Annotated in this window: 25 protein-coding genes; 4 read left to right on the top strand and 21 right to left on the bottom strand. The window is 64.2% G+C overall.

Annotated features, from left to right (window positions below; genetic code table 11):
- Positions 1 to 61: 61 nt before the first annotated feature.
- Together I6F33_RS28030 and I6F33_RS28035 are read right to left on the bottom strand one after the other, a co-directional pair.
- Positions 62 to 634, bottom strand: coding sequence for a hypothetical protein (locus I6F33_RS28030; protein ID WP_225144730.1), 573 nt, complete (start codon positions 632 to 634; stop codon positions 62 to 64).
- A gap of 459 nt (positions 635 to 1,093) precedes the next feature.
- A complete protein-coding gene (locus tag I6F33_RS28035) occupies positions 1,094 to 2,065 on the bottom strand; it encodes a DUF4238 domain-containing protein (protein ID WP_225144731.1) in 972 nt (323 codons plus the stop codon).
- Positions 2,066 to 2,263: 198 nt separating this feature from the next.
- On the opposite strand from I6F33_RS28035, the gene I6F33_RS28040 reads away from it, so the two are divergent.
- Together I6F33_RS28040 and I6F33_RS28045 are read left to right on the top strand one after the other, a co-directional pair.
- Entirely contained in the window at positions 2,264 to 3,157 is an 894-nt protein-coding gene (locus I6F33_RS28040) for a phage exclusion protein Lit family protein (protein WP_225144732.1), read from the top strand.
- 85 nt (positions 3,158 to 3,242) lie between these two features.
- Positions 3,243 to 3,812, top strand: coding sequence for a hypothetical protein (locus tag I6F33_RS28045; RefSeq protein WP_225144733.1), 570 nt, complete (start codon positions 3,243 to 3,245; stop codon positions 3,810 to 3,812).
- A gap of 54 nt (positions 3,813 to 3,866) precedes the next feature.
- Here the strand turns inward: I6F33_RS28045 and I6F33_RS28050 are convergent, their stop codons facing one another.
- The 5 genes from I6F33_RS28050 to I6F33_RS28070 form a co-directional block, all read right to left on the bottom strand.
- Positions 3,867 to 4,082, bottom strand: a complete 216-nt coding sequence (locus I6F33_RS28050; RefSeq protein WP_225144734.1) for a hypothetical protein — start codon at positions 4,080 to 4,082, stop codon at positions 3,867 to 3,869.
- Between the two features lie 74 nt (positions 4,083 to 4,156).
- Entirely contained in the window at positions 4,157 to 5,101 is a 945-nt protein-coding gene (locus I6F33_RS28055) for a 5'-nucleotidase (RefSeq protein WP_225144735.1), read from the bottom strand.
- Positions 5,102 to 5,111: 10 nt separating this feature from the next.
- Positions 5,112 to 5,828: an SOS response-associated peptidase gene (locus tag I6F33_RS28060; RefSeq protein ID WP_225144736.1), complete on the bottom strand. Its 717-nt coding sequence runs from the start codon at positions 5,826 to 5,828 to the stop codon at positions 5,112 to 5,114.
- Complete coding sequence (locus tag I6F33_RS28065; RefSeq protein ID WP_225144737.1) at positions 5,829 to 6,278, bottom strand: hypothetical protein; 450 nt, start codon at positions 6,276 to 6,278, stop codon at positions 5,829 to 5,831.
- 21 nt (positions 6,279 to 6,299) lie between these two features.
- Complete coding sequence (locus I6F33_RS28070; protein WP_346657217.1) at positions 6,300 to 6,656, bottom strand: hypothetical protein; 357 nt, start codon at positions 6,654 to 6,656, stop codon at positions 6,300 to 6,302.
- A 188-nt stretch (positions 6,657 to 6,844) separates the two neighbouring features.
- On the opposite strand from I6F33_RS28070, the gene I6F33_RS28075 reads away from it, so the two are divergent.
- Complete coding sequence (locus tag I6F33_RS28075) at positions 6,845 to 7,774, top strand: Ku protein (RefSeq protein WP_225144739.1); 930 nt, start codon at positions 6,845 to 6,847, stop codon at positions 7,772 to 7,774.
- On the opposite strand, the gene I6F33_RS28080 is transcribed toward I6F33_RS28075, so the two are convergent.
- The 14 genes from I6F33_RS28080 to I6F33_RS28145 form a co-directional block, all read right to left on the bottom strand.
- Positions 7,771 to 8,541: an endonuclease domain-containing protein gene (locus I6F33_RS28080; protein ID WP_225144740.1), complete on the bottom strand. Its 771-nt coding sequence runs from the start codon at positions 8,539 to 8,541 to the stop codon at positions 7,771 to 7,773. The genes I6F33_RS28075 and I6F33_RS28080 overlap by 4 nt on opposite strands.
- A 122-nt stretch (positions 8,542 to 8,663) precedes the next feature.
- Positions 8,664 to 8,921 (bottom strand): hypothetical protein, encoded by a 258-nt coding sequence (locus I6F33_RS28085; RefSeq protein ID WP_225144741.1) that lies wholly within the window; start codon positions 8,919 to 8,921, stop codon positions 8,664 to 8,666.
- A gap of 300 nt (positions 8,922 to 9,221) precedes the next feature.
- On the bottom strand, positions 9,222 to 9,674 hold the full coding sequence (locus I6F33_RS28090) for a DDE-type integrase/transposase/recombinase (protein ID WP_225144742.1): 453 nt from the start codon (positions 9,672 to 9,674) through the stop codon (positions 9,222 to 9,224).
- A complete protein-coding gene (locus I6F33_RS28095; RefSeq protein ID WP_225144743.1) occupies positions 9,619 to 12,048 on the bottom strand; it encodes a TniQ family protein in 2,430 nt (809 codons plus the stop codon). The genes I6F33_RS28090 and I6F33_RS28095 overlap by 56 nt, the downstream gene beginning before the upstream one ends.
- Positions 12,045 to 13,103: an ATP-binding protein gene (locus tag I6F33_RS28100; RefSeq protein WP_225144744.1), complete on the bottom strand. Its 1,059-nt coding sequence runs from the start codon at positions 13,101 to 13,103 to the stop codon at positions 12,045 to 12,047. The genes I6F33_RS28095 and I6F33_RS28100 overlap by 4 nt, the downstream gene beginning before the upstream one ends.
- A gap of 12 nt (positions 13,104 to 13,115) precedes the next feature.
- Positions 13,116 to 13,700, bottom strand: a complete 585-nt coding sequence (locus I6F33_RS28105; RefSeq protein WP_225144745.1) for a Mu transposase C-terminal domain-containing protein — start codon at positions 13,698 to 13,700, stop codon at positions 13,116 to 13,118.
- A gap of 20 nt (positions 13,701 to 13,720) precedes the next feature.
- Complete coding sequence (locus I6F33_RS28110; protein ID WP_225144746.1) at positions 13,721 to 16,108, bottom strand: transposase family protein; 2,388 nt, start codon at positions 16,106 to 16,108, stop codon at positions 13,721 to 13,723.
- A 5-nt stretch (positions 16,109 to 16,113) separates the two neighbouring features.
- A complete protein-coding gene (locus I6F33_RS28115; protein WP_225144747.1) occupies positions 16,114 to 16,845 on the bottom strand; it encodes a Tn7 transposase TnsA N-terminal domain-containing protein in 732 nt (243 codons plus the stop codon).
- Between the two features lie 704 nt (positions 16,846 to 17,549).
- Complete coding sequence (locus I6F33_RS28120) at positions 17,550 to 17,816, bottom strand: hypothetical protein (RefSeq protein WP_225144748.1); 267 nt, start codon at positions 17,814 to 17,816, stop codon at positions 17,550 to 17,552.
- Positions 17,804 to 18,586 (bottom strand): hypothetical protein, encoded by a 783-nt coding sequence (locus I6F33_RS28125; RefSeq protein WP_225144749.1) that lies wholly within the window; start codon positions 18,584 to 18,586, stop codon positions 17,804 to 17,806. Before I6F33_RS28125 ends, I6F33_RS28120 begins: the two co-directional genes overlap by 13 nt.
- Positions 18,583 to 19,056 carry a hypothetical protein gene (locus tag I6F33_RS28130; RefSeq protein WP_225144750.1) on the bottom strand — a complete coding sequence of 158 codons (474 nt, stop codon included), beginning with the start codon at positions 19,054 to 19,056 and terminating at the stop codon, positions 18,583 to 18,585. The genes I6F33_RS28125 and I6F33_RS28130 overlap by 4 nt, the downstream gene beginning before the upstream one ends.
- Before the next feature lie 214 nt (positions 19,057 to 19,270).
- Positions 19,271 to 20,110 carry a metallophosphoesterase gene (locus tag I6F33_RS28135; RefSeq protein ID WP_225144751.1) on the bottom strand — a complete coding sequence of 280 codons (840 nt, stop codon included), beginning with the start codon at positions 20,108 to 20,110 and terminating at the stop codon, positions 19,271 to 19,273.
- 2 nt (positions 20,111 to 20,112) lie between these two features.
- Positions 20,113 to 20,313: a hydrogenase maturation nickel metallochaperone HypA gene (locus I6F33_RS28140; protein ID WP_225144752.1), complete on the bottom strand. Its 201-nt coding sequence runs from the start codon at positions 20,311 to 20,313 to the stop codon at positions 20,113 to 20,115.
- Between the two features lies 1 nt (position 20,314).
- Complete coding sequence (locus I6F33_RS28145; protein ID WP_225144753.1) at positions 20,315 to 20,860, bottom strand: hypothetical protein; 546 nt, start codon at positions 20,858 to 20,860, stop codon at positions 20,315 to 20,317.
- A gap of 194 nt (positions 20,861 to 21,054) precedes the next feature.
- On the opposite strand from I6F33_RS28145, the gene I6F33_RS28150 reads away from it, so the two are divergent.
- On the top strand, positions 21,055 to 21,255 hold the full coding sequence (locus I6F33_RS28150) for a hypothetical protein (protein WP_225144754.1): 201 nt from the start codon (positions 21,055 to 21,057) through the stop codon (positions 21,253 to 21,255).
- Positions 21,256 to 21,330 lie beyond the last annotated feature (75 nt).

Raw genomic sequence — 21,330 nt, forward strand, 5'->3', positions numbered from 1 at the left:
CGCCTCGCGATGGTGGTGCTCAGCTCCGGCTCGTGATCTGACTTTCTCGCTTGGCCGTTGTTCATCGGAGCGGACAATTGTGAGTCGTGACGATAAAGACTCCACGACGCATCCGCTTCGAAGCAACGATTTCGCAACTTGATCCGACGTGGCGGAGCCATTCCGAAACTCCGCCGTCTTGGGTGAGGTTATCGCTCGGGTTCGAGACGAGGTAAGCGTCGTTCTCCATGCCTGCCATCCCCCAGCTTTCCCAATCCAGCACAACCGAGTCCCTGTCGGCGAACGCTCGCAGTGCGTCGTTGTGAGTGAGAGACCAAGTCAGAAACCGAAGTTCATCCTTCGCCGACGGCACTGCCCAAAATGTTCCGCCGATCAGCGCGAGCATGACCACCAGCGAGAGTACGATCGGACGCGCTCGGGGTGATTTCCTCTCGACTCCTGCCCAGATGCAAAGGCCGAGGCCAACTAATGCCACCGCAGGCAAGTAGACTGAGATGACAAACAGAAACGTGCCGAAGTTCTTACTGTCCCAAGCAAGGGGGGTCGCAGTCGTAACCGTGGCGATAGCTGCAATAAGGGGCAGCCACCGTAGCCTACGAGCCGCTTTCTCCGGGGCTTCAGCAAAGGTGGTCATGGTCGCGAATTTATCGAGAAGGTCCTTGGAGTTGCAAGCACGAACGGCTTTCGACCGTCAGCTCCGGGGCGGCAGCCTTCGCATGCTTACTTTGATCTGTAGCGTTGGCCTGCTTGGCCGAACTCGCCTCAACAGTCCGTCTTCGCTTCCGCTGCGCTCAGCTACGCCGGACACCACGCTTCGCCCTTCGGGCCGCTGCTCGGCTGCGCCACGCGTAGCCCGCAGTGTGGGGCCACTATTAGAACGACTCGGCTATCGCGTTGATATCACACGATCCAGCATTTTTAGAGCGACTCGATCCTGACTATTAGAACGACTCGATTTGCCATTTTTCGTTTTTAGAACGACTCGATCTCGCAAGCCGCTTAGATGACTACCAAATTGGGCGCGGATTTTTCGCAGCTGGTGTTGGCAAAAGGGCGGGCCGCATTGCCGTCTATTTAGGTTTCAGCGCCACGACTATCGCGTCTTCAGGCTTTTTCCGGCATCCAGGAATCGCTTATCCTGCGCAAGTGTGGCGCCGCTCCGCAGCTCCCCTGCCTCGTTCTTGAATTTGAACTCGTGGTCACGCGCGTAGACCTGATTTCGCGCGTTGCTGATGATAAAGCTGTTGATCTCACCGACTGCATTGGCGTCGGCTTCGATCACGTTCTCTTCCCCTTCGAACGATCCACGGAGGCAAAGAGTGGGCGAGAGCGCGAATATCACTTCGGTTTCCTTGAGGCCAAATCCCGGCGACAGCCCTCCAGGACCCTTCCCGTCTTTCCATCGCAGGCAAATCGGGTCATCCGTCGTGACAAACGTCCCTTCCTTCGCCTCGATGATTTGCCACTTCCGATGCCAAAGCTTCTCGGTGACAGGGTCGTGCATGTCGATTTCGAGTGCCATGAGCAGCGGCTTCGGCATCGGGAAGCGTTCGTCCGCCAGGACTTTCTGGACCTCCGCGACTGTCGTGCCCGTCGCGAGCATGCCGGCGGCAACTGCTTGATCAACCGCGGCTTGAGTTCTGAATTCGGCGGCGAAATGAAGCCGAGCCAATTGATCGTGGATTTGGCTGAGGGCGCTTCGTGTGGACGGGTTGCGAAGCGCGAGGGCCGCCATAAAATTCATGATGTGGGCACGATGCTCTTCCTCGGCGAGGGACTTTGCTTCTTTCACTCGTTCCAGAGCCGGCCCAATTTCCCCCTCGAATTCGGCGAGCGCCTTTTCGAGCTCATTCTTGTCCATACCTTCCAGTTCGATGCGATTGAAATAGTTCTCCGCCGCCACACCTTCTGGAGGCGGACGGAAGGAATGCCCGGTCGGACGGTTCACTGCGAACAGCTTCCCCTTCTGGCCTGAGAAACCCCGGAGGTAGAAGCGGGGGACGTAGTGGTGCGACTTCGGCTCCGCCGTTTTTGATTCCTTCGCCACTATCCAGACCCCCTTCATTCATTTGTCGATCATACCGCGCGTGGGATAGCCCCATCAGAGGGCGGCCCCACCGGAGTTGCTGCGGGAGGGCCGCTAACTGCCCAGACCGTCAACAAATGTTGCCAAATAGGAAGCCGCTAGGTTGTCCGGCGAAGTCGGGATTCGAAGTTCTATAAGTAAGAAGATCGACAACTGATACCCGAAAGGCGAACTGAAATGACCACCCCCACGAACTCTCTCTCGGCCAAGGACACGGCGGTTTTGATGGAGCCTTACTTCCAACTCCTTGGGAGCAACCTGTCACACATAGCTCCGGAGCGGGCGGACGAACTGACGAACGACGTTTTCGGGGGCGCCCTATGGGATTTGATTGCCAAGAAGGGCGCCCCTCCCGGCCGCGTTCAGCCGTTCCTGGCGAACCCTGAAAACCGGAGCATCGCCGTCTCGTATTCCGGATTGGCGATGGTGTGGTGCATGGCCGTGTTCGGCGTCTTTTTGCTCGACGTGGTCAAGGCCAATCGTGGTGCCGTCGAAGGCCCGGTCAACATCGGGAGGGCGATGCATAAACTGCGCGGCTATCTCGTCTACGCGGACAAGCTGCGGCAGGTCGACGCTCCCTGGCCGGACGATCTAACGTGTCCGGATGTCAACTCCGGCCATGAAGTAATCCAGGAGATCAACAACGTCTTCCTCGGCGCGGTCGCCTGGATACTGCTTCATGAGGTCGGGCATGTTCATCGGCAACACGAGGTGGAGAGCTCGAGGAGCCTCAAGGACGAAGAGGAGGCCGACGAATTCGCCGCCAAGTGGGTGTTCGAGAAAGTGCCGGAGGGCCCGCAGCGCGAGTTCAGGATTCTGGCCGTCGGGGTAGCGCTGGCCTGGCTGCTGCTGTTCGCGCCCGTCGGCGGCGACGCCAAGCACCCTCCAGCCTACTCGAGGGTGATGCACGTGTCGTCCTATTTCGAGCCGGCGGTGGACAGCGTCGCTCTGGAGGTGGTCGCCCATCTTTTCAAGGCTCTCTTTTTTCCGACGGAGATGCCGCCGACCTTCACCAGGCCGGCGGAGCTCTTCGACTGGACCGTCAGCCAGCTTCGGAAGCGGTCGACGTGATTTTGAGCCCTAATGGCTCGCTGCGTGCTTGCATAAGCTAACTAATCCGTTATGTATCGATTTCGTAACATAACGGAGACGTGTCGTGCTCGAGTTCAAGAATGTCGAAGAGTACATCGATGCCTTCCGCCGGAATTCGCAGCTGGCGGTGGTCTCGGTGCAGATGGCAGCCGATTACCGGGGCGTCACCCGCGCCGCCATCGAGCGGATGATCGCCACCGAGCAGCTTGAGGTGATCAAGATCAAGAGCACCCGATGCATCAAGCTTCAGGGGCTGATCGACCTTGCCGAAGCTTTCGAACATCAGGTCCAGATCGCGAGGAAGTACCTGGAGGAGGCCGCTGTCGCCCAGACCATCCTGTTCTACGAACAGGTGATGCAGGCGCTGGGGCTGTCGAGGACGGTGCCGGCCGACCGCACCAAGGTCGGTAAGGTGCTGGGGCGGGTGTCGGAGATCAGCTTCGAGAAGGACGGCATTTTGCTGTCCGCCATCGTTCACAGGAAGACCGCGGGCCACACCGTGCCCGGCCCCGGCTTTTTGACCTTGGCCGAAGAACTCGGTCTTGAGTGGGATGACGAGCGCACCTTCGCCGACGAGCACGTCAAGCGCGTTTTCGACCACTACGCCAAGGGTAGCCGCCGGAAGCGCTCCTGACGCGAGCGGCGGTGGCCACGATCAATGTTCTGTCGGACACGGCTAGACGGGGCGTCAGGACTCGCCTGGCCCGGAGAAGATCGACATCGGTGGGGTCGAGCGCGACAGGGGCAAGGGCAGGGGTCGCTCGGTTGGCGCCGATCGCGATGTGCTGCCCTTGGCATCGTACCGCTTGGCTAAATCCAGCAGGCGACGCCGAGTGAAAGGGTCGGCCCGCTCGGCGATAACGCGAACCCGATGGGCGAGACCTTGGTAAAACTCCTGCTCCATGACGCAACCCCACTACCTTGATCGGTGAATTGGCGGGGCGACGCTTGTGGAGTCAAGCCCGGCGGTGGTCGCAGTTAGAGCCCCGCCGGGATAATCGGCTCGTCGGGATCGTGGGGGCCGGGGACGTGGCCGGCCGGCACCACTCCGGCTGCGCCGAGCACATGCTTTATCTGGTCGTCGAAAAAGATGTGCGCGCCCAGGGCCTTCAGGATCGGACCCTTGGAGCGGACGCCCACGAAATGCGCTTCGTCGGCCGGCGTCCCCCAATCGCGGAGAGTGTGCACCACGCGAGCGTGGGCGGGCGCATTGCGCGCGGTGACGATGGCGATCCGAACCCTGCTGACGCCCTGGTCGTTGAGGAAGATCTTTCGCAGGATCGAGAGTTTCCGCAGGAATTTTCCGAATGGACCCCCAGACATGGGCGTCTTCGCGTTCTCTCGTTCGTGCGCCAGGAAAGCCTGCAATCCCTGATTCTTGAAGAGTTCGTCGGATTCGGCGCTGAACACGACGGCGTCCCCGTCGAAAGCGATGCGCACTTCGTCGCTGGGATCCTCTTGGCGGGCCTCGGGAGCCGTGCCCAGCTTCGCTGCGGCAGCGCCCGCCTCGATTGCCGCCTGCACGTCGGTGATCTCGTTGGACAGGAAAAGGTCGAGCTCCCAGGCGGAGATGAAGGGGCCAAGCGACCGGCCGCTGGTGAAGCTGCCCGCCTTTATGCCGAGCCCGTAATGGTCGATGGAGTTGAAGGCCCGGAGGGAGAGGTCGGGCGAATTGCGCGAGAGAAGGAAAACCTCGACGTAGGGCTTTTGATCCGTCTCGTTCAGCCGCAGGAGCCGTTCTACGACCTCGAACCCCGGCCCCTTGCCGATGAGCATGTCCTCCCGCTCGAGCTGCAGCGCCGAATAGGCCTCGACGCCTTGGTTCTGGAAGACCGCGTGCTCCTCCTCGAGATTGAAGAGGGCGCGGGTCGAGATGCCTATGCGCAGCGGTTGGGACCCGAGGGTCTCGCGGATGTCGGTCATGAGGCCTCGTCTACCCGACCTGATCTTCCTTTGCACCCCGTGCCACGATCCGGAGCGTCCCGTCCGGAAGGGGCCGCTGCAGCTTCAGGGCTTCCTCGGCGGGTGCCGTCATCCAGGTCTCGACTTCGTCCGGCGTCGTCAGGATCACCGGCATCGCCTTCGGGTGGATGGCGAAGACTTCCGCGTTGGCCTCCGTCGTCAGGAAAGCGTAGAGGTCGTTGGTGGTCTCGCCCTCCTTGACCTTCCTGACGGAGGTCCAGTTGGTCCAGATACCGGCGAAGCAGAGGAGCGGGCGGGTCTCGTCGAGCGCGAACCAGATGTCGCCGCCTTCAGCCTTGTTGAACTCGCTGAAGCTGTTGAACGGCACCACGCAGCGGTTCTCGACGCCGAGCCATCGCGTCCAGTGTTTCGACTTGACGTTCCGGATGTTGGTCGTGCCGCCGTCGGGCTCCATCCGGAGTAATTCCTTGAAGTCGACTGTCTTGCCCTTGGCTTGCAGCTTTTGGGCCCGCTTCTTGGTCGCGTCCATCAGCGCCTTCGACGACGATGGCATGCCCCAGCGGGCCAGCGCGAGCTCCCGGCCGTCTACGCCGTTCCGGACGATCGGCGCCCTGTAGTCCGGAAAGACGCCGGGCATCGGCTGCAGGTTGCCGACGTACCGATTGACGACGCGAAACAGCTCGCTGATGGCGGCTTGGTTCGTGGTGATCGAGTAGAGGTTACACATTCAGGCGTCCGGATCCGGATGGCGGGCTCGCTGCGACAGCTGTAGCAGCGTCGCCGGCGGTCGGCGACCGGCCTTGGCGCACGCGCTGCAACGAAGTCGGCTGGCCAGGTCGTGGACGAACGTGGTCGGCGCGTGGCGCAGCGTCGCCAAGTTCACGACCCGCCGAGCCTTGCAGCGCGAGCACTCGATCTCGAGCCACGCATGCGCGCCGTTGATGGCCTGATCGACGGATGGCGACGGGTCGATCGGCCCGCCATCGGCCCACATGCGTTCGTTCCAGCTTTCGCAAAGGAGCCGGTCGGCTTGTTTGATGAGGGCCTCGCCTTTGGCCCGGACTTCGGACGACTGGGCGGCGAGGATTGTGGTCATCGCTCGCGCGCGACCGAGCTCCTTGGCGAGCGCCTTGCGGTCGCCTCCGGAAAGCGGCGTTGGGTGGTGCTTTGGTGCCATCCCGTCTCGCCGCGCCTGCGCCTACTCGAACGTCGGCCAGCAGCCGTCTTCCTCATGGCGGCCCGTCCGGGTCGCGCATGTGTTGTCCAGCAGACGCTGGCTGACATCCCGCCAAATCGCGGCCTGCCCGTACAGCCGGACGGCATCCGCCTTCTGGATCTCGACGGTTCTGCCGCAGCGGCGGCATCCTACCCTCAGCAGATGCTCGGGAATTTGGCTCAGGCGCAGCGCCGCACCGGACGGGGCGGGCCGGGTTGCGACTAGCGGGTCATCCATGAGCGACCGCCAGTATTCGGGCGGGAGCTCGTCTGCCGGTCCTACGGCCGGCGTGGGCGGGGTTTTCCGGCCGGTCTCGGGTGAGGAGGCGAGTTTCTGCATCTGTCGCTGCGTGGGGAAGCGCCAACTGGCGGGACGGTTGGACATAGATCAGAACATAACAAGAACGAAGCCAGAGTCGAGTCCGGGCCCCGAACGAATCTCGGGGATTGCCGGCGGGCCTGTCGGAACTGGCCGGGCCCATTCGTCTTGAATCCGAGCCCTGTGTACCGAGGAGTGTTGCGTCAGCCATGGCCCCCCGAGCGAACTGGAAAGGCTTCCTGCGACTGTCCCTCGTCACCTGTCCCGTCGCTCTGTACCCGGCGACCTCGGAGAGCGAGAAGATCTCCTTCAATCAGCTGAACCGGCAGACCGGCCACCGGATCAAGTACCTTAAGGTCGATGCCGACACCGGCGACGAGGTGCCGAACGAGGACATCGTCAAGGGCTATGAACTCGACAAGGGCCAGTACATCGAGGTCTCCAAGGAGGAGCTCGATGAGATCGCGCTGGAGTCCACCCGTACCATCGAGATCGACGAGTTCGTGGACAGGGCCGACATCGATCCGCGCTATCTGATCCGCCCCTACTACCTGCGTCCGGACGGCAAGGTCGGGCACGACGCTTTCGCAGTGATCCGCGAGACCATCCGCGAGATGGACAAGGTGGCGATCGGACGGGTGGTGTTGACCAACCGCGAGCACATCATCGCCCTTGAAGCGCGCGACAAAGGCCTGATCGGCACGCTGCTGCGGTATCCGTACGAGGTCCGCAGCGAGCAGGAATATTTCGATGAGATCCAGGACGTGAAGGTCACGAAGGACATGCTTGACCTCGCCAAGCACATCGTGAACCAGAAGGCGGGGCGCTTCGATCCGGAGAAGTTCGAGGATCACTACGAGAGCGCCCTGGTCGAGCTCATCAATCAGAAGCGGGCCGGCAAGGTCATCCGGCCCAAGGAGCGGCCCAAGGGCGAGAACGTAGTCGATCTGATGGACGCCCTGCGCAAGAGCGTGGGAGGCGCTGCGACCGAGGCAGCGGCGCAGAATAAGCCCGCCAAGAAGCCGAAGAAGGCCGCAGTCGGTCAGAAGGAGATGCTGATGCCGATCGCAGGCAAGAAGCCGGCGAAGGAGGCCACGGCCAAGAAGCCGGCGGCCGGGGCGCGGCGCAAGTCTGCTTAGACGGATGCCTCGGTGGCGCCCGGCGATGGAGGAGAAAGTATCGGGCGCTGCGCCAGCTTTTCCGCTTGGATGGCCCGATAACGGTCTTCGATCTGCGGCCACACTTCGTCGACGATGGGCTTCACGAGAACCACAACGCGGATGAACGCCTCGGGGATTTCGAAGTCCGGATTTCGTCGCTTTTCTTCGACGACAAAGCGTACGCTGGCGGCGAAGGCGTTCCAGAACTGCTCGGGCGTTCGGATTGTCATGCGCCGTCGCTCTTTGATCTCGCCGAAATAGCTCGGCCAGGGATAGTCGCGGCTCCACTCGCGCTCGTCGAACTTCTGCAGAAAACGCCGTCTGTGCCAATAGTTGACCGGCTCCATCCGCTGCTCGAGCTCTTCTTCGAGCAGGGTGAGCACACGGTGGTCGTAGGCTTGAGCGTACGGATAGAAGTTGTGCTCGCTGATGCGGATGTGGGCGTCGTCGAAGCCGCGATAGTCGCCCCGTTCGTCGGCTTCGTACATTCCGAGATGCCAATTGCACCCCGAGCAGGCGAGACCGCGGATGTTGTAGATAGTGGGCTTGTCGCCGGTGCCGCGTTCCGGGTCGTGATCGTGCTCGATGATCAGATCCTGCGTCTCCTCGCAGAATGCGCACTTGAAATTCTGCGCGCGGGCAAGCTCCACGACGAGCTCCCTCACGCCGATGTCGAGGCGCATCCAGCCTCGTGCCTTCTTCTTCAGCAGACCAGCGGGCAACTGCCGCCAGAAATGATCGCTCATGATGGGGAGGCCTCGAGGACGACGGGTGATCGTCATCTAGTGTCCGCGAGAACCATGTTCAATCTGTGGTGGATTAGATCTGTGTAGGGGGAGGCTTCCGCGTCGGCGTCCCCTCCGTTCGGCTACGCGCACTCAGGGCACGTGTCGCCGATCGAATCCAAGACGCCGCGGACCTCGGCGACGGCTGCTTCCGGCGAGATGCCCGTCGGCGGATCCCGGCGGGCGAGGTCCAACGCGCTCTCGCGGGCGTGCGGGTCGGCGCGGTCCTGCACCCAGCCGTGTTCTTCGCATTCGTGGATCGCACCGGCCTCCTGCAGCACGGAGATCGCCCAGCCGCGCAGCGTCCGGATTGCCGGCCGCCTTTCCTTCGTCATCAGCATCGAGATCCTCCTGCCAGGGACGAATCCTTTCGCCCGCTTCACCGTTCCCGGCCGTTAGCACAGGGCAGGGATTCGCATTCGGTGGGGCGGGATCTTGTCCACGTGCTCCACGACCCTTTGCACAATGCCTGGCGGTTACATCCTTCGAGTGGCGAGCGAGAGGGCGACGGTGGCTGGAGCTCCGCCGGCGCTTGGGACGGCGAATTGTAGGAGAAGGTCGCCCAGGAGCCCTTCGGCCGGCGGGCGAGGCTGAGACCACCGGCAGAGAGTGGGCTGGCGGCCGAGCCGCGTCATCCCTTCCTACTTGGTCGCAGTGTAGGACTGGCGCCAGCGCTCGATTTCGTGCCCGAGCTCCATCAGGGTCGGGAGGTGCTTGGCGTGGAGGCTGCTGCAGAGGTGGCGCAGGGGCCCTTCAGTGACGGCCTTGGCCTGCGGGCCGGGCCCGTGAAGGACTTCGATGCCGCGCTGCCTGGACCAATCCTGAAACAGGCCCCAGCGGTACGCGGAGCTGTGATCGACCCAGATCTCCCGCGGGCACCCTGTTCGGCGGGCTAGCCGCTCCAGAGTGGCGACGATGTCTTCGCTGACAGCCAGACTCACCGTTGCGCTCAGCGGCCGGCGCGTAGCGACGTCGATCACCAGCATGACGAACAGTCTTTGGGGCCAGTCGAGGATCGCGTGATCGACCGCCCAGGTCTCATTGGGGCGCGTCGGCACGGGCATCTTCGGCATGAACGGTGTGTTGGTTTTCATCCGTATTCCTTTCAGGGTTGCTGTTGTCAGGCGGAAGTTTCGTGGTGCCGGCGCTCTGCCGGGTACGCCGTCCGGCGAGTGCGATGCCGAAGCGCTCCATGGCGTTCCAGACGGCCGTGTTGCTGGCCTGGACTCCGCGGGCGGCGAGTGCCTCGGTGATTTCGGAAAGCTGGAGGCTGGGTCGCTGCCCGAGCAGGGTCCGGAGGAAGTCCTCATGCTCGTCGAGCTTCGACCGGAATCCGAACTTCCGCTCCGCAACTGCGCCTGTCTCGCGCCAGACCTCGAACCAGCGCTTGGCCTTGCGGTAGGGCAGGCCCATCGCCGCTGCGGTTGCTTTCGGTCCCGCACCGGCAGCGATGGCGGCGATGAACTTGGTCCGGACCGTTTCCGGCGCATCGGTCAGAAGGCTCTTCTTCGCGGCGGTCTCGCCGATCGCTTGCGTCAGCAGCGGCTCGACAGTGGAGCGGTCATACGCGAAATCCCGGTTTTCCTGCAGCGAGAGCAGCGGGGCTACGTTCTGGGTCCGCAGCCAGGAAACGACCCGCCGGGGATGCATGTCGGCTCGTCGGCCGATCTCGGGCACGAAGACGTACCGGGCGGCGAGGGCTGCAACGTCGCGCGTCAGGTACGGCGTGTAGCCGGGCCCTTGCTGTGGCAGGAGGTCGGGCCGCATGTTGGCCAAGCGGGAGAGGAAGGCGACGTTGACTTGCAGGATCTCGGCGGCGGTGGACTGGGCGATCCACTGCGGCAGGGGCGGGACCGCCGTCCCGTGCAGATGCTTGTTCACGCCGGCCACGAACGCGGGAATGTCCTCGACGGCGAGGCTGAAGCGGATGTTGCGCCGCTGCGCCCCCGTGTCGTGAACGACCACGTCGCCGGCGACGATGGCGGAGATTACGGCGGCCCAGGGCGTCTCGCCGGGCCCGATCGAGCGGGCAGCGACGGCGATCGAGCGGCACCTGGCCCGGCTCGGCCGGAGTGCCGACCAGATCCTGGTCATGAGGGCTTCGACCGAGCTCTTGGTGTAGCCGCAGCAGCCAGGAACGAGACCTCGGACGGGGCCATCGAGCCTTTCGATCAGCCCTCGGTCGGCGAGCCTCGGCAGCACCGACAGCGGCAGTCCGAGCATGCCTGCCGCCTCGTTCTCGCCGATGGCGTTCTTCATCTGCTCGATCAGGGGTGCCACGTCTCGCACCGCCATGCGCACCGGCGACCTGATGGCGTCGACCGCCCGCGCGACGGGGATGAGCCCGCTTCGGGCGAGCCGCTGCAGGACCGAGCGTCTGACGCCGAAGGTCTTTGCCAAGGCGTCGGTCGCGAGCATCGCTCCGTCGGCATCCGGCCCCTTCCGGAGCGCGAAATCCCGGCAGGTCGTCTGCATGTCCTTCTCGATGAGCGCACCGAGCAAAGTCCGAATGCGGGGCTCGATGTGCTTGTCGTACGTGATGTAGGCGAGCGGACCGAGCTCCTTGCGGCGGCCGTAGTGCAGGGGGCGCCTCTCCATGTCGTCACGGTAGCGTTCGCAAAGGTTCGCGAAGCCGGTGGCGCCGCGGATGATGGCGCGGCCGGCTGCGGCGAGCAGCTCCGGCGTCAGAGCCTCGAATTGTTCGCTGCGCTTGCTGCGCCCCTGGGCGCTCTTGGCGCTCAGGGCGGGATCGAGCGTGAGGCCGCTCGCCAGCGCGACGGCGGTCTCGAACAGGTCGCCGTTGGAGAAGCCGCTCCAGTCTTCCGGAAGCAGACGGCGGGCGGCTTCCTTCTTGACCGGGTCCGGATCGACCAGGCCGACGACGAACTGGTAGGCTTCTTCGTCCTCCACGGGCGAAACCGGCTGCGGGAAGTCGCGGAGGTCGACATCATCGCACTTGTCGCAAAGCGTCGGAACGTCGGCGCGCAGCCAGCCGAGCTTGCGCTCGCAAACGGGGCAGATGCCGAGCAGCTTCTCGCGGGTCTGCGGGTCGAAGGCGATGGGGCGGAGTTCCCAGATCGCACGGTGATATTGGGCGAGGTCAAGCGCCCGCGGCGACACTCGCCGATACTTGGTTTCACGGAAGTGAAGCCTGACCTCGGTACCGAAGAACTGGATGCTCTCGGATCCGGAATGGGCGAATTCGCCCGGCGGATACGTGCGCGCAAAGATGTCGTCGGGGGCGCATCCAATCAGCGCAGCGATGCGCTCGACCTCGCCTTTGTCGGTCAGCGTCGTTGCGAGCGAAACCGCGTTCGGCTTCGTGGCGTCCGCCAGCTTCAGCAGGGTGGCCAGGTTTCTGATGGCCGTGACCGAGAGCGCCCGGCCGAGATAGCCGCGCAGGCTCTCGTCGGCGAACGGGGCGCCGACGGTCGCGATGAATCTGGGTAGTGGACGGAAGGCCATCATGCGGCCTTCGTCCCGCGTGCTGGCGCCTTCTTGGCCTCGGCTTCCACCTTCAGCCGGCCCAGCGTCGACTTGTGGGGGCCGTTCGCGAACGGGTCGAAAGCCTCTCGAAGCTCCGTTGAGTTGAAGGCGCGGAAGGCACTCTCGAAGTCCTCCCATGTGACCGACGTACGGCCCTTGCGAAGTGCGCGCTCGAGCGCCATCCGCAGGACGCGGCAGGCGATCCCGGGCACTCCGCCGCTCATGTCGAACATCTTGGCGCGGTCCTCCAGGCTGGAGACCCAGCCGAGCGGCTCGTCGACCACGCCCCTCTGCACCATCTCATCCTCGATGCGCTGCAGAAAGCGGAAGAAGTAGCGGCGATCGGCTTCCTTCTTGATGTCGAAGGGGCGCAGGGTCGCGTCTTCGTCCGCGACGGTCCGCGACTTGAGCTCCTTCGAGCGGAAGAGGCCGAGCATCTCGTCGGTGCCGACCAGGATCACGGAGAAGATCCCCTCGTTCACCATGGTCTTGATCAACATGGCCATCGAGTGGCCCGTCTTGCCGCCGTCGTGGCGCAGCATCTCGTGCGCCTCGTCGATGATCAGCAGGAGAGTCCGCTTCTGCCGGGCCAAGTGGTAGATGCCGCGTGCAACGACCTGCGCGTTGATGGGCCCGGAGCCCGGCAGCACCTCCTTGGCGGCGTCGCCGTAGTGTTCGAGCACCAGGGTGAGGAAAGCGCGGGCGTTCCTGACGCCGCGCATCGTCACCAGCAGCACGGGGATGTCCCCTTCGGGGAACCGCTCGTCAGCGTTGATCTCGTCGACGACCTTCGAGATCGAGGTGGACTTCATCGCGCCGCTGGGGCCGACGATGGGCAGCACCCAGAGCTCCCGCTTCTTGAAGGGCCTGCCTCTGGACGTAGCTCTCCGGGCCTCGTTGGCGGTGACCACGCTGGCCGTATTGCCGAGCAGCCATGTGACTTTCTCTCGGATTTTTGCGAGCCGCGGGTGCTCTATGATGATTTCGTCGAACTTGGCGAGGCGGTCGATCCCGGCCTGGATGTCGGTGCTCTTCATGGTCTGCTCCTGTTACTTGTGCTTGATCTTCGAAACGCGCGTCGCGGTCTTCGCCTTGGCGGCGGCGGCGTTGCTGGTCTTCGTGCGCTTGGCTTTCGTGAGCGCCGACTTGCTCGGCTTGCGGCCTTGAGGCCGACCGCCAATCGCCGGACACGGCCCCCCTTCAAAATGCGCCAGCATGCGCTTGAGCTCAGGTGCGGGAAGGGAAGACGTGCGTTTCGTGCGCCCGCCTGAAGGGCCGCCCTCGGGCGCCGCGGCGGGGACCCTGATCCAGCGCGGAGCCGGCCGCGCGCCACTGTTCCACACGAAGATGCTGGATGGGTCGGACGGATCCTTGATCATCACCTTCACGGTGTGGCCCGGGCCCATCCAGGACAGCATCTCGTTGAGATCGGCGCTCTGATATCGGACGCCCTGAAAGTGGATGCCGTCGGCACCGAGAACGGCTTTGTCGGAGCGCTCCGGCCCAATGCCGCGAGCGTGCTCTTCGGGAAGGGTGATAGTGTCGGCGAGAGGCGTCTCGATCGGGGTTTTCCGATTGCTTCCGGAGATGAAGCTGCGCAGTCGTTCGATCTGCCTGGAGATCAAGTTAAGCATGTGCTTGGTTCCTTCTGCTGTTACCAGCCTTCGTCGTCAGCGGAATTGCTGCCGATTTCCTCGTCGCGGGGCGGGCGTCGATCCGCGGGGGGCGCGCCCCAGCCCTCGTCGTCGTCATCGCTATCGATGGGGACGGGGGTGCTGCGCGCTTTCGGATCGCCGGTTGGGTCGCCGCGGACTTTCTTGACGTAGGCCTCGTGTTCGGCCTGCTCGGCCTCGGCCTCGTTGCGCTTCTTCGTGCGCTGGGCCTTGGCGGTCGTGATCTTGCTGGGGGTGCGCCCTTTGGGCGGCGTGTTGGCGCGATCGAGCAGCTCCGCCGCGAGCTGATCCGGAATGCCCTCCTCTTGCGCCTTGTTGAGGCCGGCGGTGGAGGCTTCCGTCTCGACGTCGACGATATCGTCGATCGTGATGTCCTCGATCTCGTTGATCGGGCTGTCGTCGAACTGCCCCTGCGACCAGGCGAGGGTACGTCTGGCCCGGCGGGAATCGCGCATCGGCATCTCGCCGGCGAGTTTGCGGCAGAAGTTGCGAAGCCGGTTGTAGGCCTCCAGCCGCTGCTCGACGGTGCTGAACGCCAGATCCTGCTGCTCGGCGAATTCCCGCAAGTGCTCGTGATGCCAGAAGGAAAGCCCGGGGAGGAACTGCGGATCGGCGTTCGGCATTGCGACCCAGTAGGGATGCGGTTCGCCACCGTGATTCCAGACCGAAATCGCGCTGGCGTCGGCGGGATTCCATTTGATCACCACGTGCGCTCGCGACTGCCCGTAAGGCACCTTCGGCTGCGCACGCTTGGCCTCGTAGCGGACGAGATCGTTGAGCAACGTCGTGGTGACGCTGTCGTCGTGCCACTTCATGTTCTTGAAGGTGATGCCGGCGCCCGAGATCGAAACCGTTTCGACCCGGCCGAGGACATGGTCGAGCGCCGTTATGTCCTTGATCCATCGCCGGCGCTGCAGGACGAGACCGTCGCGCCAAACGCGCGCCGGCACGGCGTCGATGCCCTTGTGCTCACCGTAATTGTATTCGTCGATGAGAAGGTGCATGCCCTCATCGAGATCGGCCAGGGTGACCAGGGCGTCCTTGCTCGGATCGAGGCCGATCTGCCTCATGACGTAGATGTTGTATTGGCTGGATCCGGGCAGCTTCTCGATGAGCTTGGTCTTGACCGTCAGGAAGAAACGCTCGCCGATCGATTTGTACTGCGGGGTCCTAGAGGGCGCGTAATGCACTTCCGTGCCCAGGTTGCGCATCGAGTGCCGGAAGGATGGCGCCTTGTGCGACCAGTCCAGGTCCAGCAGGATCTCCGTCGGCAGGCCCCACCCGTCCCATGGGCGTGTGATCTGGGGGTACAGTTTCTGGACGTACCGTTTGTTCTTGTTGACCCTCTTGAGACACAGCAGCACCGAGTATAGCGAGGGCGGCTCGAACGTGATGCAGTATCCGAGGACCATCCGGCTATAGACGTCGAGACACACCGTCAGGTGCGGGCGTCCGAGCGGGATTAGAGTCTCGGTGTCCAGGCAGAAGACGTCGAGAGGTGTCGAGTCCATGACGACGAGCTCGAGCGGCCTCTTTGCCTCGACGTGCCGGCGGTGCCCGTGCATCTTCTGCCAGGCTTCCTTGCGGCTGTACTTGACGACCAGGTTGTCGAAGGTCATCGCGTGGTCGATGCGCCGGCGCAGGATCTCCATGGTCGGCAGGGCGAGTTGACCATCCGGCGACCGTTTGGCGTTGAGCTCCTTGATCAGCTCGTACAGATGCGAATAGGATTCCTTGTAGTTGTGCGAGCGCTTCGCGTAATAGTGCTGGACGGCCTGGTCGATCGCGCGATCGACCTCTGGCCGGAGCTTCCGTTTCGCGTGCTTGCCCTTCTTCGACCTGAATGCCGCCAGCGGGCGCTCGCCTGGCCGGCCGCAGCGCTTGATGCAGTGGCGCAGCCTGGCGACCTGGACGCGGTAGGCCTTCTCCGAGTCTCCGCCTCGCGTCTTTTCTTCGAGGCCCTGTTGGATGGCGACAGGACGCCAGAGGTCGATGAACTCCTGAAGCCCTCTGTCCCCCAGCGTCACGTTGCCGGCCTCGTCGAACTTCCGGACATAGAACTGCAGGGCGAGGGCGCGGCGGCCCTCATCGGTCAATTTGGCCTGCTCGGCATCTTCATCGTCCGTCCAGCCCTCGCCCGGCCCGAATTCACGCAGCTGGATGGGGTTGCCATCGGGATCCTGCTCGACGAGGCGCAGCTTGCGGCGGCCGTGAGCCTCGACGAATTCGTGCTCCAGGATCGGGATCTCTTTGCCGCCTGCGAGCGGCCTGAAGATCATGACGTTGTTGTTGTCCCAGCGCTGGAAGAGCATCAAGCCCTTGGCGTGATGCTGGATCAGCGTGCCCGGATCGATATCGAGAGTGGACATGGCGCCTACCTCCCAAGCTCGATGGCGGAGGCTTCGGTTATTTCGACCGGCGTTCGCTGGGTGATGCGCCGGGAGATGTCCACCCGGACGTGCCGGCGCACGATCAGCGCGTGGAGGCGCGCGAGACCGTCGGGGCTCCACGGGTCGTCGTGACGGCTGAGGGCGGCGACTGCATCCGCCCAGGTCATGATGCCGCCGCAGCGCCGGGAAGCCTCGCCGAGGCGGATGAAGTCCTCGGCCGTGATGGCGGCGGTCCGGTTCATCCGGATGTGCTGAGCGTTCTCGAGGAGGTGGCCGTCCGCCAGGTACTCGTCGGCCGCCAGCACGCGAAACTTCCAGCCCCGCGCCGCGCAGACGCGCTTGGCTAGCCAGAGCTTGAAGGCGTAGTAGGCTTCTCGGCGGACCTCCGCCTCGGTCTTCTTGATCTCGACGATCTCGACCTCGTTGCCCTCGAGCATCAGCTCGAAGTCAGGGAAGTAGATCAGCACGGAGCCGTCGCTCATCCGGAATTCGAAGCGGAACGGCTGCGACATGTAGGTTTTCACCTCCCAGCGGGCCTCGAAGGTCCAGATGAAGCTGCGCTCGATGCCCTCCCAGGGCACTGCCCGGCCGGCCTTCAGTGACGGGAAGTCGCCGCACGGGATGCTCTTGGCCGCCTCCACGACAGTGCGGATCGGCCCGCCTCCCTTGGCGCGCACGATCCGGACAGATTCGAGTTTGGGTCTGTGCTGGCTCATTGCGGTCGGCCGCGCCCGGCAAGGCTCCGCCGTTCGCCCGGAACTGGTGTTCCGGGCGTTGACGGTGAATTGCGGGGATCTGAGGCGGAATGCCCGACACGACGCTTGCGCTCCCGAGCCGGCTCTGGTCAGCTACGGGGGTTCTGTGGCGGTTTGTCGTGTCGGGTCTTCCCCTCTCGATTTACCTCACGAAGGGCGGCGCCGCGGCAAACGGCGTCGCCTTTTTCGTTTCGGGTTCTGTCGCGGTTGGTCCTCCTTTCCTCTGGTTGGTCTCACGGTGACGATCGCGCTCGAAAGAGTCGAGAGGCATTTCGGGCGGCGGGCCGGCTTGGGCCGGCGGCGTTGGGGTCTTGCCGGCGGCAGGCGCCGGCGTTCCGGAACGCCGGCGCGGCGGACCGGTCAAAATCGAATCCTTGAGCACGGAGCGTGCGTCTCGGCGAAGCGCCGTGGGCGGAATCTGCGCGACGCGGCCGCGTCGCGAATTTTCCGACAGACGAGCCCTTGAGATTGAATCCTTGAAATTCCAGCCATGACGCGGACCCGAATTCTGCGTTGGCGGGATCCGTCGCGACCGCCGCGGCCGGCGGACGGGGCTCCGCCGGCCGGATCGACCGGTTGTGATTTTCTGGGGAAAACTCCCGGATCATGGTGGTCTCCGTCCATCGGGGCACCCGAACAGGGGCCGGAATTGCAAATTCCCGTCCTTAAAGGTCGACCCAATCGGCTTTCATCGCTTCGTCGCAGGCGCGTGCCAGAAGAGTCCACACCCGCTGCCGGCGCGCATGGCCGAGCACCTGGAATCTGGCGATTCCGGGCGGTCGGCCCGTCAGCGGGTTGGCCAACTCCATCGCGAGGGCCCGATAGTCGGACACATCGGCGAGGTTGCTGTCGTTGGCGACATGCAGCGTACCGATCGGGCGTCGAAACGTGCCACTGCCGCCAGGCCACAGTTCGATTTTCACGACGAGCATGGGGGCGTCTCCTTGTTGAGGTTGGCATGGAGCCGCAGCGCGGCGGCGGCCGCGGCGAGCCGTTGCACGATCCGCTGCGGACCGGCGCCGGGACGGAACGCCGCGACGACATCGTCGAGGTCGAGGCCGGTCGCGATGGAATCGTCGAAGTCCGCGGGCGAACGCCTTGCGAAGCGGGTGATGGCGGCCTTCAGCACGGCGCCGTTGGGAGGTGGGATCCGGATCGTCATGTCGGCGGCGCCGATCAGAGACCGGGGAAGCAGGCTGAGGTCGGCGGCAATGCCCACGACGGATTGGCCGGCCGACAGGGCGAGCGAGACCGAGGCAGAGCTGGTGGCGAAGCCTCTTTCGCCCGCGGTGGGGCCGTGCCGGGTGTGCTGGAGCCACCGTTCGCCGAAAGCGCACCGAAAATAGAGCGAGACGGACATGACCCAAGCCGGGCTCGGCACGTGGACGATTGCGCATAGCGCCTGGTTATGACGAAGCCGGCGGCGCTGGTTCGCCGTGGTCGCGGCATCGAAGGCCGCTCCGACCAGTGCGGACGTAGCTTCGGGGCGGTCACCGCCGGGCGGCCCCTCTTCTTCCTCGTCGTCGAGCACGATGCCGTCCTCGATCGGAAACTCTTCATCGCCGTGCTCGAACTCGCCGAGCTTGCCGTGATACACGCGGTCGATCAGGACGGTACCCGACGGACTCGCGCGGTCGTTGGCCCGGTTCGGGGTCATCCGAATGACGTTGTCGGTGGGGCTGCGGCCGGTGGGTTTTTTCATGTGCGGGATCTCACCAGGGTGGAGGGACCGAGCGGTCCGGACATCAGGTCGATTTCGATGAGGTCTGCGCAGGCCAGCGCCATCACCGCGAGCGAGGGATCGTGGTCGCTGCGGACGAGCTCGACGAGGCGGACGAGCTCCATCGGTCCGTCGTCGCGCAGGATCTGCAGGATGTTGATGCGCAGGCCCACCGGCACGAAGCGGCCGTGGTGCGACCAGACCAGGCGGCAGTTGGCGCAGAGGGGCTCGCGAACGAGATCCTCGGCCGTGACGACCAACGGCGTGAGCTCCAGCTCCCGCAACGCGATCAGGACGAGCCCTTCGTCGTCGAGCTCGCGCACTTGGCGGGCCGGCACCACGTCGAGGTAGAAGCGTCCATCGTCCCGCGTTAGGACGGTGGCGTCGATCGCGACGGGCTCTAGCGGTGCGGACGAAACATGCGCCGTCGGAACGTGAGCGATGGAACGCACCCGCGGATCGAGGCTCTGCTGGACGAGCGCTTCTCTAAGAGCAGGGTGTCGCGCGGGGATCGGCACGGGGCCTTTCGCGGAAACGAATAGGTCGGAGCGACGGCGGGGCTTTGGTCTGAACATGACGAGACACTCGAAACCTGGAGGAGGGGCTGCTTGGCTTCGGGGTGCTGCTGATTGTCGATGTCGGTCATGGCTGCCGTTCCCTTTCAGATCAGATCTCGATGATGAGGCGTTCGTCGAAGTGCGGATTGTCCCAGGTGAGGTCGGATATTCGATCGGAGAGCATCCACGGCCCGTACCCCTTCGCGTTCGATACGACGCGGGTCTCGCCGACCACCGCGTCGAACGACTCGTGCGTGTGGCCGAAGATCCAGAGGTCGGCCGGCCGCAGCGCCCCGCGTCCGTCGTCGGGCTGCGACACCATCAGTCGCGTCAAATCGCTGCGGTAGGCGGGGTCGAGGATGGGGTCGCTGCCCGGACGCGAGGGGCCGGGCAGCGATCGGCGCACCGGCGCATGATGCGTGACGACGACCATGCGATCCTCCTCGCCGCGCGTCTTCCGCATTTCGGCTTCCAAAAATGCCCAGGACTTGACGTGCCGGGTGAGCGCGTGGTGCGGCAAGAAGCGCTGTCGGTAATTGTTGATGCGGATTTTCTTGAAGTCATTCATCCGGTCGCCGGCGAGCGCCATGGCGCCGTGCGGGTCACCGTGCAGGGCGAAGTCCGTCCAGAGGGTCGCGCCCGCGAAAATGACGTTGTCGATGCGAACGGTGTCGTTCTGCAAAATATGGATGTTCGTGCCGGCCGCGGCGGTTCGGGCCTTCTCAAGATCGATGTCGATGTCTTCCCCGTACGGCTCGTGATTGCCCATGACATAGAGGACGGGCCGCTCCGGCACGCGCTCGAGCAGCCAGCGGACGCCGCGCTCGGCGCGCGGGATCAGGTCTCCGGCGACGATCATCACGTCGAAATCCGGCCGCGCTTCGGCGGGCAGGATGTCCCATCCATGGGTCAGCTCAACGTGGATATCGGACATGACCCAAAGGCGCATGGTCAGTCCTCCCAATGTTCGCGATCGAGGGGCTCGGCCCCGTCTGCGAGTTCGAGGAGCGCATCCACGAGCGGGTCGGGCATCTCGTCGACGCCGATGGCGACCTGCACTTCGCGCGAGCCGCAGCGCGGGCAGGCGTGGCGTGCCGCGTCGTAGACGAATTCGCCTTCCTGGTGGCAGGTCCGGCAGCGGAACGTCGCCATCTCAATCCTCCTCGATGCCGAGCGAGGCGGGGTCGACGTCGATAAAGGCGTCGGCCTCCCGATCGTAGCGCCTGCAGACGATCCGTCGCTGCGGACCCAGGCCGTACCGGACGACGTGCATGTTCTCGAATCCCGGCCGGACCTCGGCAGGGGCGCGCCCCTCCGCATGCAAGTCGCAGCGGGTGGTCAACCACCCGCCCGTCCGGAGCACGCCCGCCTCGCCGCAGACTTCGCAGGTGCAGGCGCTGCGCGCCTCGGCCAGGTCGATCGCCTCCTCGACGCGGGCGGTCGCTTCCGGCGACAGACGGCCGCTCCAATACAGTCTCGCAGTCCCGTATTTCTCTTTGATCTGCGTGAACCGGAAGGTGCCGCCGTCGGATTCGACCGCCGTCCGAATCCGGGCGCAGCAGCGGTCGATGAGGTCGCGCCAGCCGGGGCCGCACTCCGGATAGCCCTGTGCCCCCCCGGGGGCGCCCGCCGGCAGGCGGAAGAGGTCGGAATGGGCTGCGATGAGCCCCAGCCTCCAGTCCTGCACGCTGCTCGACATCACGACGCAACCACTTAACATGAGAACGAAACAAGAACATTAAGAGCAGGAAGGCCAGCTCGAGTCAAGCGGTTAGCGCGTCCATCTTATATAAGAAGGGCCAAGCTTCTTATATAAGACGGGCCGTCGTATCTGGCGCCCGGACCGCCTCGGCCTTATGGTTAATGGAGGCTTATTGCGGAGCGAACGGGCGGATGGTTGGGAAGAAGAGGACGCCCAAGCGGGGCAAGCGGACGCCGATCGGCGATCGAGTGACCTTCCTTGCGATGATGGACAAGGACGTCATCGCGGACATCAAGCAGGTCGCGATCGAGGAGCATCGAGCAGCCTGGGACGTGATGGAGCAGGCGGCGCGGGAATACCTTAAGCGGAGAAAAGCGAAGAGAACGCCCTGAAAACCCTCCGTTTTTCCTTGCGGTTGCGTAGTCGTCGCGGTTCAATTCGCCGCTTGGGGACCGATGGATGAAGCT

This window comes from Bradyrhizobium sp. BRP20 (assembly GCF_020194215.1).
Taxonomy (GTDB): domain Bacteria; phylum Pseudomonadota; class Alphaproteobacteria; order Rhizobiales; family Xanthobacteraceae; genus Bradyrhizobium; species Bradyrhizobium yuanmingense.

Coding starts and splice junctions, on each gene's coding strand:
- I6F33_RS28125 (WP_225144749.1), bottom strand. CDS start 18,586: ATGAAAAAACCCACCGGCCGCAGCCCCACCGACAACGTCATTCGGATG.
- I6F33_RS28055 (WP_225144735.1), bottom strand. CDS start 5,101: ATGACCGACATCCGCGAGACCCTCGGGTCCCAACCGCTGCGCATAGGC.
- I6F33_RS28085 (WP_225144741.1), bottom strand. CDS start 8,921: ATGCTGATGACGAAGGAAAGGCGGCCGGCAATCCGGACGCTGCGCGGC.
- I6F33_RS28065 (WP_225144737.1), bottom strand. CDS start 6,278: ATGGCACCAAAGCACCACCCAACGCCGCTTTCCGGAGGCGACCGCAAG.
- I6F33_RS28145 (WP_225144753.1), bottom strand. CDS start 20,860: ATGTCGAGCAGCGTGCAGGACTGGAGGCTGGGGCTCATCGCAGCCCAT.
- I6F33_RS28090 (WP_225144742.1), bottom strand. CDS start 9,674: ATGAAAACCAACACACCGTTCATGCCGAAGATGCCCGTGCCGACGCGC.
- I6F33_RS28030 (WP_225144730.1), bottom strand. CDS start 634: ATGACCACCTTTGCTGAAGCCCCGGAGAAAGCGGCTCGTAGGCTACGG.
- I6F33_RS28105 (WP_225144745.1), bottom strand. CDS start 13,700: ATGCTTAACTTGATCTCCAGGCAGATCGAACGACTGCGCAGCTTCATC.
- I6F33_RS28075 (WP_225144739.1), top strand. CDS start 6,845: ATGGCCCCCCGAGCGAACTGGAAAGGCTTCCTGCGACTGTCCCTCGTC.
- I6F33_RS28110 (WP_225144746.1), bottom strand. CDS start 16,108: ATGTCCACTCTCGATATCGATCCGGGCACGCTGATCCAGCATCACGCC.
- I6F33_RS28150 (WP_225144754.1), top strand. CDS start 21,055: ATGGTTGGGAAGAAGAGGACGCCCAAGCGGGGCAAGCGGACGCCGATC.
- I6F33_RS28050 (WP_225144734.1), bottom strand. CDS start 4,082: ATGGAGCAGGAGTTTTACCAAGGTCTCGCCCATCGGGTTCGCGTTATC.
- I6F33_RS28095 (WP_225144743.1), bottom strand. CDS start 12,048: ATGATGGCCTTCCGTCCACTACCCAGATTCATCGCGACCGTCGGCGCC.
- I6F33_RS28070 (WP_346657217.1), bottom strand. CDS start 6,656: ATGCAGAAACTCGCCTCCTCACCCGAGACCGGCCGGAAAACCCCGCCC.
- I6F33_RS28035 (WP_225144731.1), bottom strand. CDS start 2,065: ATGAAGGGGGTCTGGATAGTGGCGAAGGAATCAAAAACGGCGGAGCCG.
- I6F33_RS28060 (WP_225144736.1), bottom strand. CDS start 5,828: ATGTGTAACCTCTACTCGATCACCACGAACCAAGCCGCCATCAGCGAG.
- I6F33_RS28140 (WP_225144752.1), bottom strand. CDS start 20,313: ATGGCGACGTTCCGCTGCCGGACCTGCCACCAGGAAGGCGAATTCGTC.
- I6F33_RS28135 (WP_225144751.1), bottom strand. CDS start 20,110: ATGCGCCTTTGGGTCATGTCCGATATCCACGTTGAGCTGACCCATGGA.
- I6F33_RS28080 (WP_225144740.1), bottom strand. CDS start 8,541: ATGAGCGATCATTTCTGGCGGCAGTTGCCCGCTGGTCTGCTGAAGAAG.
- I6F33_RS28040 (WP_225144732.1), top strand. CDS start 2,264: ATGACCACCCCCACGAACTCTCTCTCGGCCAAGGACACGGCGGTTTTG.
- I6F33_RS28115 (WP_225144747.1), bottom strand. CDS start 16,845: ATGAGCCAGCACAGACCCAAACTCGAATCTGTCCGGATCGTGCGCGCC.
- I6F33_RS28100 (WP_225144744.1), bottom strand. CDS start 13,103: ATGAAGAGCACCGACATCCAGGCCGGGATCGACCGCCTCGCCAAGTTC.
- I6F33_RS28120 (WP_225144748.1), bottom strand. CDS start 17,816: ATGCTCGTCGTGAAAATCGAACTGTGGCCTGGCGGCAGTGGCACGTTT.